The 13,925-nt window shown below is 68.2% G+C and carries 10 protein-coding genes; 4 read left to right on the top strand and 6 right to left on the bottom strand.

Annotated elements, in window-relative coordinates; translation table 11 throughout:
* Nucleotides 1-103: 103 nt before the first annotated feature.
* Both V9K93_RS17980 and V9K93_RS17985 read right to left on the bottom strand, forming a co-directional pair.
* On the bottom strand, nucleotides 104-2,089 hold the full coding sequence (locus tag V9K93_RS17980; RefSeq protein ID WP_337302967.1) for a M56 family metallopeptidase: 1,986 nt from the start codon (nucleotides 2,087-2,089) through the stop codon (nucleotides 104-106).
* 3 nt (nucleotides 2,090-2,092) lie between these two features.
* Complete coding sequence (locus V9K93_RS17985) at nucleotides 2,093-2,479, bottom strand: BlaI/MecI/CopY family transcriptional regulator (protein ID WP_136638451.1); 387 nt, start codon at nucleotides 2,477-2,479, stop codon at nucleotides 2,093-2,095.
* A gap of 191 nt (nucleotides 2,480-2,670) precedes the next feature.
* Here V9K93_RS17985 and V9K93_RS17990 point away from each other — a divergent pair, with 191 nt between their 5' ends.
* Nucleotides 2,671-3,792, top strand: a complete 1,122-nt coding sequence (locus tag V9K93_RS17990; protein WP_295382241.1) for a serine hydrolase domain-containing protein — start codon at nucleotides 2,671-2,673, stop codon at nucleotides 3,790-3,792.
* On the opposite strand, the gene V9K93_RS17995 is transcribed toward V9K93_RS17990, so the two are convergent.
* The 3 genes from V9K93_RS17995 to V9K93_RS18005 form a co-directional block, all read right to left on the bottom strand.
* Nucleotides 3,727-4,539 carry a hypothetical protein gene (locus V9K93_RS17995; protein WP_136638449.1) on the bottom strand — a complete coding sequence of 271 codons (813 nt, stop codon included), beginning with the start codon at nucleotides 4,537-4,539 and terminating at the stop codon, nucleotides 3,727-3,729. The genes V9K93_RS17990 and V9K93_RS17995 overlap by 66 nt on opposite strands.
* Before the next feature lie 3 nt (nucleotides 4,540-4,542).
* Entirely contained in the window at nucleotides 4,543-5,958 is a 1,416-nt protein-coding gene (locus V9K93_RS18000) for an XVIPCD domain-containing protein (protein ID WP_046984767.1), read from the bottom strand.
* A 119-nt stretch (nucleotides 5,959-6,077) separates the two neighbouring features.
* The gene (locus tag V9K93_RS18005; RefSeq protein WP_046984766.1) at nucleotides 6,078-7,184 is read right to left on the bottom strand and encodes an SDR family oxidoreductase; all 1,107 of its coding nucleotides are present in this window, start codon (nucleotides 7,182-7,184) and stop codon (nucleotides 6,078-6,080) included.
* Nucleotides 7,185-7,379: 195 nt separating this feature from the next.
* Here V9K93_RS18005 and V9K93_RS18010 point away from each other — a divergent pair, with 195 nt between their 5' ends.
* Entirely contained in the window at nucleotides 7,380-7,688 is a 309-nt protein-coding gene (locus V9K93_RS18010) for a putative periplasmic lipoprotein (protein WP_046984765.1), read from the top strand.
* Here the strand turns inward: V9K93_RS18010 and V9K93_RS18015 are convergent.
* Nucleotides 7,666-8,721 (bottom strand): DNA topoisomerase IB, encoded by a 1,056-nt coding sequence (locus V9K93_RS18015; RefSeq protein WP_337302968.1) that lies wholly within the window; start codon nucleotides 8,719-8,721, stop codon nucleotides 7,666-7,668. The two genes, V9K93_RS18010 and V9K93_RS18015, sit on opposite strands and share 23 nt — an antisense overlap.
* Nucleotides 8,722-8,832: 111 nt before the next feature.
* Between V9K93_RS18015 and V9K93_RS18020 the strand changes: the two genes are divergently transcribed.
* Together V9K93_RS18020 and gltB are read left to right on the top strand one after the other, a co-directional pair.
* On the top strand, nucleotides 8,833-9,222 hold the full coding sequence (locus tag V9K93_RS18020) for an I78 family peptidase inhibitor (RefSeq protein ID WP_029380146.1): 390 nt from the start codon (nucleotides 8,833-8,835) through the stop codon (nucleotides 9,220-9,222).
* Between the two features lie 175 nt (nucleotides 9,223-9,397).
* Entirely contained in the window at nucleotides 9,398-13,852 is a 4,455-nt protein-coding gene (gene gltB / locus V9K93_RS18025; protein ID WP_337302969.1) for a glutamate synthase large subunit, read from the top strand.
* The last annotated feature ends 73 nt before the right edge of the window (nucleotides 13,853-13,925 follow it).

Consider the following 13,925-nt stretch of genomic DNA (forward strand, 5'->3'; position numbering starts at 1 on the left):
CGGGCTATGAGATCGCAATCGACTGCGCGAAGGAAAAGGGACTGGATCTGCCGGGGATTCTCGGCTGATCGCGGCGTGGCCGGCCAGCGGCCGGCACTACCGATCAGAGCCGCTCGGCCTTGCCGCTGGCCAGTGCACGCGCGATCACCTGCTGCGCCTGCTGCGATGCCTGGGCCTGCACGCGTGCCTGGCGCTCGCCCAACGCGGCCTGCTGGCTGCCCAGTGCCGCCTGACGGCTGGCCAGTTCGGACTGCTGGCTGGCCAGGCGCTGCATGTCACGGGTGCGGCCGGATTGCGCGGCCTCGCTGCGGGCTTCCTGCATCGCACGACGTGCCTCGGCGGCAGCCTCGCGTGCAGCCTCTCGCGCAACGGCCACATCGTGGGTCGCACCGCGCGCCGCTTTCGCCGCTTCCGCGGCGGCATCACGGTTGATGTCATGGGCGGCCATCGCATTGCGTGCTGCCTCGGCGGCGGCCAGTGCGATGCGGCGCGACTCCTCGCCCTGCAGGCGACCCATTTCACCCATCTGCCTGCCGAGTTCGCCCTGCTGGCGACCCAGCACGCTCTGTTGGCGGCCCAGTTCGCTCTGCTGGCGGCCCAGGTCTGCGGCGCCGCTGTAGGCGCGCTGCAGGGTCTGGATCAGCATCGGGTCACGCACCACATAGCGCTTGTCGCCCTGGCGGAACCACAGCGCCGGCCCCTTGCCGAGCTGCCTGCGGGCCACCGTTACATCGTCGATGCCGCCATTGGCGAAGGTCGAATCACCATCGACAAGCACGTAGGCCTGTCGCGGTGATTTGCCGAGATCCAGACGGCCATAGGTGGTGATGGAGGTGGTGTGGGAGGTCGAATGCTCACTGTCCATGTCGGTATCCACATCGACATCCACGTCGACCGCCACATCCGCATCGTCCGGGCCTGACAGCGCCTCGACATCGGCCGGCTCGGCCGGTGCCGCAGGAGCCACCGGAACGGCTGGCACTCGCGCGGACATCGGAGGCGCTGGCGATGCCTTCGGTGGCGGCGGCACCACGGCCTTCGGTGCGGCCGGAGGCGCCGGCGGTGCCGGCGGCACTGGCGCCGCCACCAGCCGCATCGGTGCCACGCCCACCACAACGACGATAGCGGTCAACGCCATCGCCAGGATGCGCGGGCAGGACCGGCGCGACTGCAACGAAAGCAGGCGGCGCTTGAGGCTGGTGGTGTTCGGCGCGGCGCTGGCCACGCCCAGGTGTGGCTGCGGTGCCACGCCCAGCTGCAACAGCAGGCGGCCATAGGCCTGGCGACTCGCGCCGTGCTGGCCGACCACGGCCGCATCCACGGCTTCCTCGCGGGCCTGTGCGTATTCGCGCACCGACAAGCGCAGCAGCGGGTGGAAGAAGAACAGGTGCTGGGCCAATGCGGGCAGCAGGCCCCACTGCAGATCGCGCCGCTGCAGATGCTGCAGCTCGTGGGTCAGTGCCAGGTCCAGCGCATCGCCCTGCAAGGCGTTGTCGCCGGCCGGCAGCAGCAGCACCGGGCGGAACGGGCCGACCAGCTGCGGTGCGTCCACCTGCGTGCTCATCCAAAGCCGCGGCGCAGGGCGCACGCCGTGCGCGTCGGCGGCCAGCTGCAGGGCCTGCACCAGCGCCTGGTCCTCGCAGGGATAGGCCGCTGCCAACAGCGCGCGGCAGCGACGCCACTCACCGAAGGTACGCAGTGCCATCAGCAGCACGCCGGACATCCACAGCGCGGCCAGTGCGACGGTCCACCATGCCACCGCCGGCACATCCGCGGCAGGCATCGGCATTGCGGCCAACAGCTGTGCCGAGGCCTCCGGGGCCAGCGGGTAGACCAGATCGGCGGCAACGTCAGTGGCGGTGATCGCCACCGCCTGCGGTGCCGGCAGCCAGGCCAGCTGCAGCGGCTGGCTCCAGAACAGGCCGAGCACGGCCTGCAGCGAAACCAGCCACCACAGGCGGCAGCGGGTGGCCGCCGACAGGGACGGCAGTGCGCGGCACACGCCGTACACCAGGGCCACCAGCAGCACGGTCTGCAGGCTGGTCCAGCCCAGCCGTTCCAACAACAGGATCAGCATCGTGGTGTCCATGGCTCAGCCCTCGTGGCGGCGCGATTGGAGTTCGGCGACCAGCGCTTCCAGCTCGGCCAGCTCGTTGTCGCTGACCTGCTGGCGCTGCGACAGGTAGGCCACGAACGGCGACACCGAGCCCTGCAGGGTGTTGTCGACGAACTGGGCCACCGCGCCCTGCAGCACGCTTTCCGGGCCACGGGTGGCCTGGTAGCGGTAGACGCCGTCCTGCTGCTGGCGACGAAGATACCCCTTCGCCCGCAGTCGCTCCATCATCGTCAGCACGGTAGAGCGGGCCAGGCCACGGGCCTCGCCATAGCCACTGGCAACCTCGCCGACCGTGGCCGGCGCATGTTCATCGATGTACTGCAGCAGGGCCAGTTCCTGGTCCCCGATCGTCTTGCCACGCATGACACCACTCCCTTGACTACACGTGTCGCCAATTTCTGCTTGACGACAACTGTAGTCAACCCCCCGGAAGTCATGGGCCGACGAACGGTAGGCGCAACAATGCCGTTAAACCTTTCCCGTGCCCCCTGCATCCGATCCTCGACGCCCCGCCGGAATCCCGCATGTTCCGCCCAACGCTTCGAGTCGTGCTCATGCTCATCAGCGCCCTGCCCTTACCCGCCGTGTCCGCCAGCCAGGACCACCCCAACGACCGGACCCGTCGCCTGATCCGCCAGACCATGCTGGAGCAGCGCATCCCCGGATTGCAGATCGCAGTGGTCAAGGATGGGCAGGTCGTGCTGTCCGAGGCCTATGGCCTGGCCAATGTCGAGAACGGGGTGCGGGCCTCGCGTGATACCCGTTTCCCGCTCAACTCGGCCACCAAGGCGTTCACCGGCGTGGCCATCGCGCAGTTGGCGCAGCAGGGCCGGGTGGATCTGGATGCCCCGGCATCGCGCTATCTGGATGATCTTCCGGCCACCTGGCAGGACGTGCGTGTGCGCCAACTGCTGGCCCATACCTCGGGACTGCCCGACATCCTCGATGCGAGCGGACTGCTGGGCGGTGGTACCGAAGCCCAAGCGTGGGCGGCGGTCACCGCGCTGCCGATGGAGGCGGCCTCCGGCCAGCGCTTCGCATACAACCAGACCAACTACGTGCTGCTGGCGCGGATCATCGCGCAGCAATCGGGCATGTCCTATCAACGATTCCTCGCCACCGGCCAGTTCAGCAGCGCGCGCATGGCACGCACCACCTTTGGCGACAGCTACGACCTGATCCCGGATGTGGCGACGATGTACAGCCTGGCCCCGCGTGCCACCGACGCAGCCGATGCACCGCCGCGCCTGTCGCACTGGTTCTACGACATTCCGCCTTCACTGTGGGCCGGTGGTGGCATCCTCACCACCGCCGATGACACCGCGCGCTGGCTGGTTGCGTTGACCGAAGGCCGCCTGCTGCCGGAGACGGCCCTGCGGCGGATGTGGAGCGCGGAGCGCCTGGCTGATGGCCGTGCCGGCCCGTGGGCGGGTGGCTGGCCGGTACTGCGCGCATCGCCCGACCTTCAGGTGGCCGGTATCGGCGGTGCGCGCTCGGCCTTCGTGGTCTATCCCGACCGCGACGTCGCGGTGGTGGTGCTGACCAATCTGGTCGGCGCCAATCCACAGCAGTTCATCCCCCGCATTGCCGATTTCTACGCGCGTGACGCCTCACCGCCCGCTCACGAACGGGTCCCCCTTGCACGGCAGCAACGGGCTGTCGTCGCAGGGCCATAGGGCGGCGGGTACGGTCCTGGCCACTTCGAAGTGATCCTGGTTCCAGCGCAGGAAACCACCGTGGATGGCATTGCCATGGTCGAAGCTGCGCGCCTCGACGGCCAGTGGCTGTTCGGGGTCTGCTTCGGCCACCCAGCGCAGCACCGGCACCTTGTCCAGCGCCCCGATGAAGGCGAACAGATCACCCGCGCCCTTGTCCTGGTAAGCCGTCATGGTCGCCGCGTCGGGCAGCTCGGCCTGCGCCAGCAACGACGCGGTGACATCCTGCAGCGGTGCGGCTCCCTGTGCGATGTAGGCGCGCATGCCCGTGGTGGTTGCCGGGCAGTCCTGCAGCTGCACCAGATACCCGGTGGTACCGCCACGACCGGAGAACGACCGCATCCAGTAGCGGAAACGCGGCCCGCTGCGATCGGTGACCATGAAATCCTGCTGGCCATCCTGCGCGGGAATGGAAAGCACCTGCACCTTGCTGGCGCTCTCCACGTTGCACTTCAACTGCGACAGCACCTGCCTGGCAGGTTCGGGCAGCGCAGCGTAGCGACCGCCGGGATGGGCGCTGCCGGAGGCTTCCGGCAGTGCGGGCAATCCACGATCAGTGGGCAGGGTCTGCGCAGGCAAGGCCTCAGGTTTCGCCGCCGAGCTGGCGGTGGGCGCTACCGGCGCGACGCGCTCCCCAGCGGGCGCGCAGGCGCTGCAGGCCAGCAACAGCGTCAACGAAACGCTCGGCATCAGGTGTGATCGGATCATCGCTCAACGCCCTCCCATCGCCGGCGCTTCCTGCAGGTGTGCAGGCGCGGGTGTGGGTGCCGCCTGTTCGCGTGATTGCTGCTGCAGCTGACGCAGGCTGGCTTCCACCGCAGTCTCGCGCACCTCGGCTGCATTGACCCCTGCGCGCAGCGCCGCAGGATCGCCCGGACTGCCCTGCACCAGAAACAGTGTCTCGCCCGCCGTGCGTCCAGCACTGGGATTGCTGGCCACGATCTGGTCGACCCGGGTGATGCCCGCGGCCTTCGCTTCGCGCAGCATCACCAGACTGTAGTCATCGGCATGCTCGGCGTAGCGTCCGCCCAGAGCCTGCAGGCGCGTGCTGATCTGCTGCTGCAGGGCATGGTCGCGATGCTGCGGCTGACGGGGATCGTCAGTGGCCGCGAGCGGCACGTTCTGCCCCAGCTCGCGCGCCTGGCCGGGGGCAACCGAGGTCAGCACGTACTGCCAACGGTTCTGCCCAGGCGTGCCGCGCACCGTCGACACGAAGTCGTCGTACTCACCGCCGCCTATGGTCTGGCAGCCGGCCGAATCGGTGTTGGAGCGGCTGCCACGATGGATCTTGAAGGTGTCGTTGAGGTCCTGCACGCCCTGGGTATCGCGCGCATCGAACCAGCCGTCGCCATTGCTGTCGCGCTCCACACGGCCGGCGCCTGCGGTGATCGCGTCCTGCGAGGGGCGCAGCGCAAACTCATCGGGATGGCCATTGCGCGGATGGGTCGTTGCGCGCATCTCGGTGGTGCCCTCGCCCAAGCGCCCCAGGTCCTTGACCCGGTCGCCGTTGACGTCCTCACCCTCGGTCTTGGTACGCGGTGCCACGTTGCCGAAGCCCGGGCTGCGCGGCGTGGTCTTGGCATGGCCGTCGTACTGGGCGGTCGGTTCGGTCGTCGCCTGGTTGAACTCACGCACATGGCCTTGGCCCTGCGCATCCTTCCACAGCACCACGATACGGTCGTCGTAGACGCCACGCCCGCGCGCCTCGGTGGTGCGGTTCTCGTCGCGCAGCCCCAGCACCACGCGGTCCTGCGTTGCCATCGCGTCATTCGCCGCAGTGTTGCCGCGCTGGGCCACGATGCTGCCATACACATCGTACTGCTGGGCCTGGCTCAGCGCTGCGGTCTCTGCCGCATCGGGCATCCGCGGTGGCCGCGTCGCCTCGCCCAGGCGATCCAGCATCGGGTTCACCGTGGCCGCATCCGCTGCGGCAACACCACCGCTGCGTCGCAACGCCTCGAGTTCGGTGGCGGCACGCGCCGAAATGTAGCGGTCCAGCGATTCCTGCACCACGACACTCTGGCCGTCGTGCAGGGCCTCCAGGCGAACGGCGGCACCGCGCGCGTCGTTCTGTCGTAAAAGCGCGACGACTTCATTGGCCGCCGCGTTGATGTCCATCCCGGGCATGGTCGGTCCTTGAACGTGATCGGTTGGGAGTCAGCCTACCCCAGCCGCCCGGCGGAGCTTTTGACACAGCGCACACCCCGCGCCACGCCCCATTCAGGCAGCACATGCCGCGCCCGGCCTCACCCCCGCGGCCCGCCCATCACCGGCAGGATCACCCCGCTGATGTAACTGGCACAGACCGGCGAAGCCAGGAACACATAGGCCGGCGAGAGTTCTTCGGGCTGTGCGGGCCGGCCCATGTCGCTGTCCTTGCCGAACTCCGCCACGTCCTCCGCCGGCTTGTCGGCCGGGTTCAACGGCGTCCACACCGGACCCGGTGCCACGCAGTTGACCCGGATGCCACGCGGCAGCAGCTGGCTGGCCAGCGCCTTGGTGAAGGCATGAATGGCGCCCTTGGTGGCCGAGTAGTCGATCAGCGCCTTGCTGCCGAAGATTCCCGTTTCCGAACCGGTGTTGATGATGCTGGCACCCTCGCCCAGATGCGGCAGTACCGCGCGCGCCATCTGGATGTAGCCGCCGATGTTGGTCTGCAGGGTTTCCTGCAGATGGGCGTCCTCCAGATCCTCCAGGCGCTCGCAATGCAGCTGGAAGGCAGCATTGTTGACCAGGATGTCGATGCCGCCGAAGGCCTTGGCCACCTGCTTCACCGCCTTGTTGCAGAAGCGCGGATCGCGCACGTCGCCGGCGATCACCACGCAGCGGCTACCTTCGCGCTCCACATGCTGGCGGGTGATGTCGGCGTCTGCAGCCTCGTCCAGGTGCAGTACCGCCACATCGGCGCCTTCGCGTGCGAACAGCACCGCCACCGCACGGCCGATGCCGGAATCGCCACCGGTGACAATCGCGCGCATGCCCTGCAGCTTGCCGCTGCCGGCGTAGTCCGGTGCAAGGAAACGCGGCGCCAACTCCAGTTCGTGTTCCTGCCCGGGCTTGGCCAGCTGCTGCGCCGGCATCACCTCCGGTTGTCGGCGTATGCCGGCCTGGGTTGCGGTCTTCTTCGTGGCTTTCTTTGCCGCGCGCACGTCCTTGGCCTTTTCCTGGTCCTGCAGGCGTCGCTGTCGGGCCGCGACGCGCGCTGCCCGTGGATCGCTGGCGGCCGCCTTGCGGGTTGCCGTCTTCACCACCCGTGGGCGATCGGGGTCGGCAGCGGTCTTCGTCGCGGTGCTGCCTTTACGCACCTTGGGCGAGGCTTTGCGGCGAACGGGGGTTTTCTTGGTGGTGGCCATGCAGGTCTCCTCGGGAGGGAAGGGGGCTGCCGGCCAGCGGCCGGCACTACCGGGGGCGGCGCACGCCGCTCCTGCAGTGTCTGCACCTATCCTGTTAGCGGCAGTGAGCGCACCGTGTCCACGATGTGCACGGTATTCATTCCGCCACCACGTGCGGCGTCGCACGCTGCACGCAACCACACAAGGAACGCCTCCATGAAACATGCCATTGCCACCGCCGCCGTCTGCTTTGCCCTCGCCGCCTGCAGCAGCTCGCCGGTGGCCCAGGTGCAGCCAATCGACGGCGTCATTTCCGGGCAGTGCCACAGCGACATGGTGCGCGGCGCACTGGGCCTGGCCGCTTCGGATGCCACCGTGGCCCGCGCACGCGTGGACAGCGACAGCCTGCACGTGCGGGTGCTGCGCCACGACGGTCCGCGGGTGCCGCCGGCCAGCGAGGGCGGCGACCGGCTGACCATAGAGAAGGGCCGCACCAACAACATCACCGCGATCTACTGCGGCTGAGCCTGCGCGCCCTGCGCAGCACGCGCAAGGTGGCCTGTTCCCACTGGCGCGGCCCACGCAGGCCGGCCAGCTTGGCCAGTTCGCCGCGCTCCCAGCCGACGAACACGCAAGGGTCGATGTAGGCCTTGCGGCATACCGCCGGGGTGTTGCCCAGCAGCGCCGCCACTTCGCACACCACCGCGCGCTGCGCCTGCGCCAGCGCGCGCTGGCTGGCCGGTTCCGGCAGCTCGGTGGCGGCGAATGCCTGCACCGCCGCCACCGTTCCGCCCCAGGTGCGGAAATCCTTGGCAGTGAAGTCCTCGCCCATCACCCCGCGCAGGTAGTCGTTCACCGCGCCGGAATCCACCGGCTGCAGCGCACCGTCGTCATCGCGGTACTGGAACAGCGCCTGCCCCGGCAACTGCTGCAGGCGCCGTACCAGCAGTCCCAGCCTGCGATCGCCCACCGTCACTTCCTGCAGCTGGCCGGACTTGCCACGGAAGCGCATGCGTACCCGGCCGCCGCGCAGCAACTCCAGATGGCGGTTGCGCAGTGTGGTCAGTCCGAACGAACGGTTCTGTTGTGCATAGGTTTCATTGCCGACCCGAACCAAGGTGTCCGCCAACAGCGCGACCACCATGGCCAGCACCTTTTCCTGCGGAAACCCAGGTCGCTTGAGATCCCGCGACAACCGCCGCCGCAGCGCGGGCAAGGCCTCGCCAAAGGCGATGATGCGGTCGAACTTGCCGGCGTCGCGCTCCTTGGCCCAGTCGGCGTGGTAGCGGTACTGCTTGCGGCCGCGTGCATCGCGGCCGGTGGCCTGCAAGTGGCCGTTGGCGTGGGCGCAGATCCACACGGCGGTGTACGCCGGCGGAATCGCCAGCGCACGGATGCGTTGCAGGGTGGTGGCGTCGCGTATCGCGTGGCCATCAGCATCCCGGTAGCTGAAACCCTTGCCTGCGCGGCGCCGGCTGATGCCCGGCTGGGTGTCGTCGACATAGCGAAGGCCGGCCGCGCGTGCGGCCTGTCGTTCGGGGGTGGAGGGGGGTGGCATGCCTGTAGTGTCGCCGTCGCCATGCCGCGATCCTGTCGATAACACAAGACAAACACGTGAGGGCCGGTTCGCCGCTATGCTCGGGTCTTCACAACCCCTTCCGGAGTCATGATGTCGTTCCCGATTCGCGCCCGTTCGCTCTCCGCCCTGTTGCTGCCGGCCGTGCTGGCCCTGACCGCCTGCCAGGCACCGGCGCTGGATGAACAGGATTCGGCCACGGCCCACGCCCAGCAGGCCGCCGAAGCAGCCAAGGCGCCGGCCGACGAAGCCGGCAAGGCCACCGAGGCTCCGCCGGTCGGCACCTGCGATGCCAGCCAGGTGCAGAGCCTGGTCGGCCAGGCCTACACCGATGCACTGGGCAAGCAGGCACAGGAAGATGCCGGCGCAAGCCAGGTGCGCGTGCTCAAGCCCAACGACGTGGCCACGATGGAGTTCCTCGGCGACCGCCTGAACATCGAAGTGGACGCCAAGGGCGCCGTCAGCGGCGCGCGCTGCGGCTGAGTCCGGCCCCGCGCCGGCACCGTGTTGCCGGCGCGTTCTGTTGCACCTGCAACCGTGTATTGCGGCGTTGCAGCAACCTGTGATCTAGTCGAGGCATCCGGTGGCCTCACGATGCGCTCCAGGGATTGAGCGGGCTTGAGTGTCCCCGTTCAATTCATTCCGCATCGAGGTAGAGATGGCCCCCCGCAACCGCCAAGGGCTTTACGACCCGCGCTCCGAGCGCGATGCCTGTGGATTTGGCATGGTCGCCCAGCTCGACGATCAACCATCGCGCCTGTTGGTTGATACCGCCATCGCCGCGCTTTCGCGCATGACCCACCGTGGCGGTGTCGCCGCCGATGGCCTGACCGGTGATGGCTGCGGCCTGCTGCTGCGCCGCCCCGATGCCTTCCTGAAACTGCTGGCCAGCGAAGCCGACATCGCGGTCTCCGCACGCTTCGCCGCCGGCCTGGTGTTCCTGCCACACGATGCCGATTCCGCGCAGGCGTGCCGTACGCAGCTGCAGGCGCAGCTGGAAGCGGTGGGCTGCAAGCTCGCCGGCTGGCGCGAGGTGCCCACCGATGACAGCGTCTGCGGCCAGCTGGCGCGCGACACGCTGCCGCGCATCGAGCAGGTGTTCGTCGACGCCGGCGTCGGCCAGGATGATGCTGGCTTCGCGCTGGCGCTGTTCCTGGCCCGCCGTCGCAGCGAACAGCAGCTGCGCGAGCATGCCGATTTCTACGTCACCACCCTCACCCCGGATGCGATCAGCTACAAGGGCATGGTGCTGCCAGACAAGCTCAGCCGCTTCTTCCTGGACCTGCAGCGCCGCGAACTGGCCTCCAGCGCGATCGTGTTCCACCAGCGCTTCTCCACCAACACGCTGCCGCGCTGGCCGCTGGCACACCCGTTCCGGATGCTCGCCCACAACGGCGAGATCAACACCATTGAAGGCAACCGGCGTTGGGCGCAGGCGCGCAGCAAGGTGTGGAAGACGCCGCGCTTCGACATCGGTGAATTCGACCCGGTCATCTCCATGCATGGCTCCGATTCGCAGAGCCTGGACAACATGCTGGAACTGATGGTCGCCGGTGGCATGGAGCTGATCCAGGCCCTGCGCATCCTGGTGCCGCCGGCAACGCAGTCGCTGGAATTCAAGGACCCGGACCTGGCCGCGTTCTACGAGTTCCACGGCCTCAACAGCGAACCCTGGGACGGCCCGGCCGGCATCGTCGCCTGCGACAGCCGCTATGCCGTGTGCACCCTCGACCGCAACGGCCTGCGCCCGGCGCGCTGGATGCTGACCGCGGATCGCCACTTCCTGGTCGCCTCCGAAGCAGGCGTATGGGAAGTGCCCACCGAGCGCGTGGTGCGCAAGGGCAAGCTCGGCCCGGGCGAGATGATCGCCATCGATCTCAAGCGCGGCGACCTGCTCGATTCGGATGCGGTGGACCGCATCAACCGCGGTCGCGCGCCGTACAAGCAATGGCTGCAGCAGGGCGTGACCTACCTGCAGACCGAATTGATCGATCCATCGCTGGTGGAGGAACCGTTCGACGAAGGCACCCTGCGCAGCTACCACAAGCTGTACCAGCTCAGCAGTGAGGAAGTGGAGCAGGTGCTGCGGCCCTTGGCCGAGACCGAGCAGGAAGCCACTGGCTCGATGGGCGATGACACGCCCATGGCGGTGCTCAGCCAGCGCAGCCGTCCGCTGTACGACTACTTCCGCCAAGCCTTCGCGCAGGTCACCAACCCGCCGATCGACCCGCTGCGCGAAGACTGCGCGATGTCGCTGTCCACCCAGCTCGGCAAGGAGACCAACATCTTCCATGCCGGCCCGGAGACGGTGAACCACGTCATCCTCAACTCGCCGGTGCTGAGCCAGCGCAAGCTGCGGCAGCTGCTGAAGATGGACCAGTACGTGCAGGCCAACCGCCTGCTCGACCTGTCCTACGGCGAGGATGAAGGCCTGCGTGCCGGCATCGAGCGCATCTGCGCCGAAGCCGAACAGGCCGCGCACGATGGCATGGTGATGCTGCTGTTGTCCGACCGCTACCCGGTGGCCGGGCGTCCGATGGTGCATGCCCTGCTGGCCACCAGTGCGGTCCACCACCACCTGTCGCGCCTGGGCCTGCGCTGCGACGTCAACCTGATCGTGGAAACCGGTACCGCGCGCGATCCGCACCACATGGCCTGCCTGCTCGGCTTCGGCGCCACCGCGGTGTATCCGTACCTGGCCTACCAGACCCTGTTCGACCTCGGCCGTCGCGGCATCCTCAAGCTCAGCAAGGGCGGCGAGCAATCGCAGATCGGCCGCCGCTACCGCAAGGGCATCTACAAGGGCCTGTCCAAGATCATCTCGAAGATGGGCATCTGCACCGTGGCCAGTTACCGCGGCGCGCAGCTGTTCGAGATCATCGGCCTGGAGCCGGAAGTCGTGGACCTGTGCTTCCCCGACACCGCCTCGCGCATCGGCGGCGCCGGCTTCGCGCGGCTGGATGCCGACGCCCGCGAACTGTGCGCTCAGGCCTGGGACGCGCAGCAGGGCGTGGATGTCGGCGGCCTGCTGAAGTATGTGCACGGCGGCGAGTACCACATGTACAACCCGGACGTGGTGACCACCCTGCAGCGCGCGGCGCGCAGTGGCGACCCGCGTGCGTGGCAGCAGTACTGCGATGCGGTGCATGCGCGCCCGCCATCGGCGCTGCGCGACCTGCTGGAACTGGTTCCAGCCGCTGCGCCGACACCGCTGGATGACGTGGCTCCGGCCAGCGAACTGTTCCCGCGCTTCGACACTGCCGCCATCAGTCTCGGCGCCCTCTCTCCTGAAGCGCATGAAGCGCTGGCCATCGCCATGAACCGCCTGGGCGGCCGCAGCAATTCCGGCGAAGGTGGCGAAGATCCCGCACGCTATGGCACCGCGCGGCGCAGCAAGATCAAGCAGGTGGCCTCGGGTCGCTTCGGCGTCACCGCCGAATACCTGGTCAACGCCGAAGTGCTGCAGATCAAGGTCGCGCAGGGCGCCAAGCCCGGCGAAGGCGGCCAGCTGCCCGGCCACAAGGTCAACGAACTGATCGCACGCCTGCGCTATGCCAGGCCGGGCATCGGCCTGATCTCGCCGCCGCCGCACCACGACATCTATTCCATCGAAGATCTGGCGCAGCTGATCTACGACCTCAAGCAGGTCAACCCGACCGCGCTGGTGTCGGTGAAGCTGGTCAGCCATGCCGGTGTGGGCACGATCGCCGCAGGCGTGGTCAAGGCCGGTGCGGACCTGATCACCATCTCCGGACACGATGGCGGTACCGGTGCGTCGCCGGTCAGCTCGATCCGTTATGCCGGTGTGCCGTGGGAGCTGGGCATTGCCGAAGCACACCAGGCGCTGCTGGCCAACGACCTGCGCGGGCGCACGTTGCTGCAGACCGACGGTGGCCTGAAGACCGGCCTGGATGTGGTCAAGGCCGCACTGCTGGGCGCGGACAGCTTCGGCTTCGGCACCGCGCCGATGATCGTGCTTGGCTGCAAGTACCTGCGCATCTGCCACCTCAACAACTGCGCCACCGGCGTTGCCACCCAGGATGAGCGCCTGCGCGAGAACCACTTCACCGGCCAGCCCGAGCGCGTGGAGAACTTCTTCCGCCTGCTGGCCGAGGAAGTGCGTGGCTGGCTGTCCTACCTGGGCGTGCGCTCGCTGGAAGAGATCGTCGGCCGTACTGACCTGCTGCGGCAGATCGAGGCGGCGCCACGCGACGGCGTGCGCGTGGACCTGTCGCGCCTGCTGGCCGATGCCCGTTACGAAGGCAGCCACTGTGCCGCGCAGCGCCTGTACGAATCGCCGGACAGCCTGGCCACGCAGATGGATGGCCTGTTGGCCGATTCCATTGAGCACAAGCGCGGTGGCGAACACCGCTTCCTGATCCACAACACCGACCGCAGCATCGGCACCCGCCTGTCCGGTGCGGTGGCACGCGCGCATGGCAACCAGGGCATGGCCGAATCACCGTTGGAACTACGCTTCCGCGGCAGTGCCGGGCAGAGCTTCGGCGCGTTCAACGTCGGCGGCCTGCATCTGGAAGTGGAAGGCGAAGCCAACGATTACGTCGGCAAGGGCATGGCCGGCGGCCGCCTGGTGGTGCGTCCGCCGCGCGGCGCGCGCTTCGAGGCACGCAGCACGGCCATCATCGGCAACACCTGCCTGTACGGCGCCACCGGCGGCGAACTGTTCGCGGCCGGTCGCGCTGGCGAACGCTTTGCTGTGCGCAATTCCGGCGCGCTGGCGGTGGTGGAAGGCGCCGGTGACCACTGCTGTGAATACATGACCGATGGCGTGGTGCTGGTGCTGGGCAAGGTCGGCCTGAACTTCGGTGCCGGCTTCACCGGTGGCCTGGCCTACGTGCTGGACGTCGACCGCGATTTCGTCGACCGCTACAACCACGAGCTGATCGACATCCACCGCGTATCGGCCGAGGGCTTCGAGAACTACCGCCAGCACCTGCACCGCCTGATCGGCCGCCACCGCGAGCTGACCGGCAGCATCTGGGCACAGCAGATCCTGGACGAGTTCCGCGATTACATCGGCAGGTTCTGGCTGGTCAAACCCAAGGCCGCCAGCATCGAATCCCTGACCGAAACCCTGCGCCGCGCCGCATAACGGTAGTGCCGGCCGCTGGCCGGCAACCCAGGATCACGTAGTGCCGGCCGCTGGCTGGCAACCGGAAAACACC

This window comes from Stenotrophomonas sp. CCNWLW162 (assembly GCF_037203745.1).
In the GTDB taxonomy this organism is placed as follows: Bacteria; Pseudomonadota; Gammaproteobacteria; order Xanthomonadales; family Xanthomonadaceae; genus Stenotrophomonas; species Stenotrophomonas maltophilia_AQ.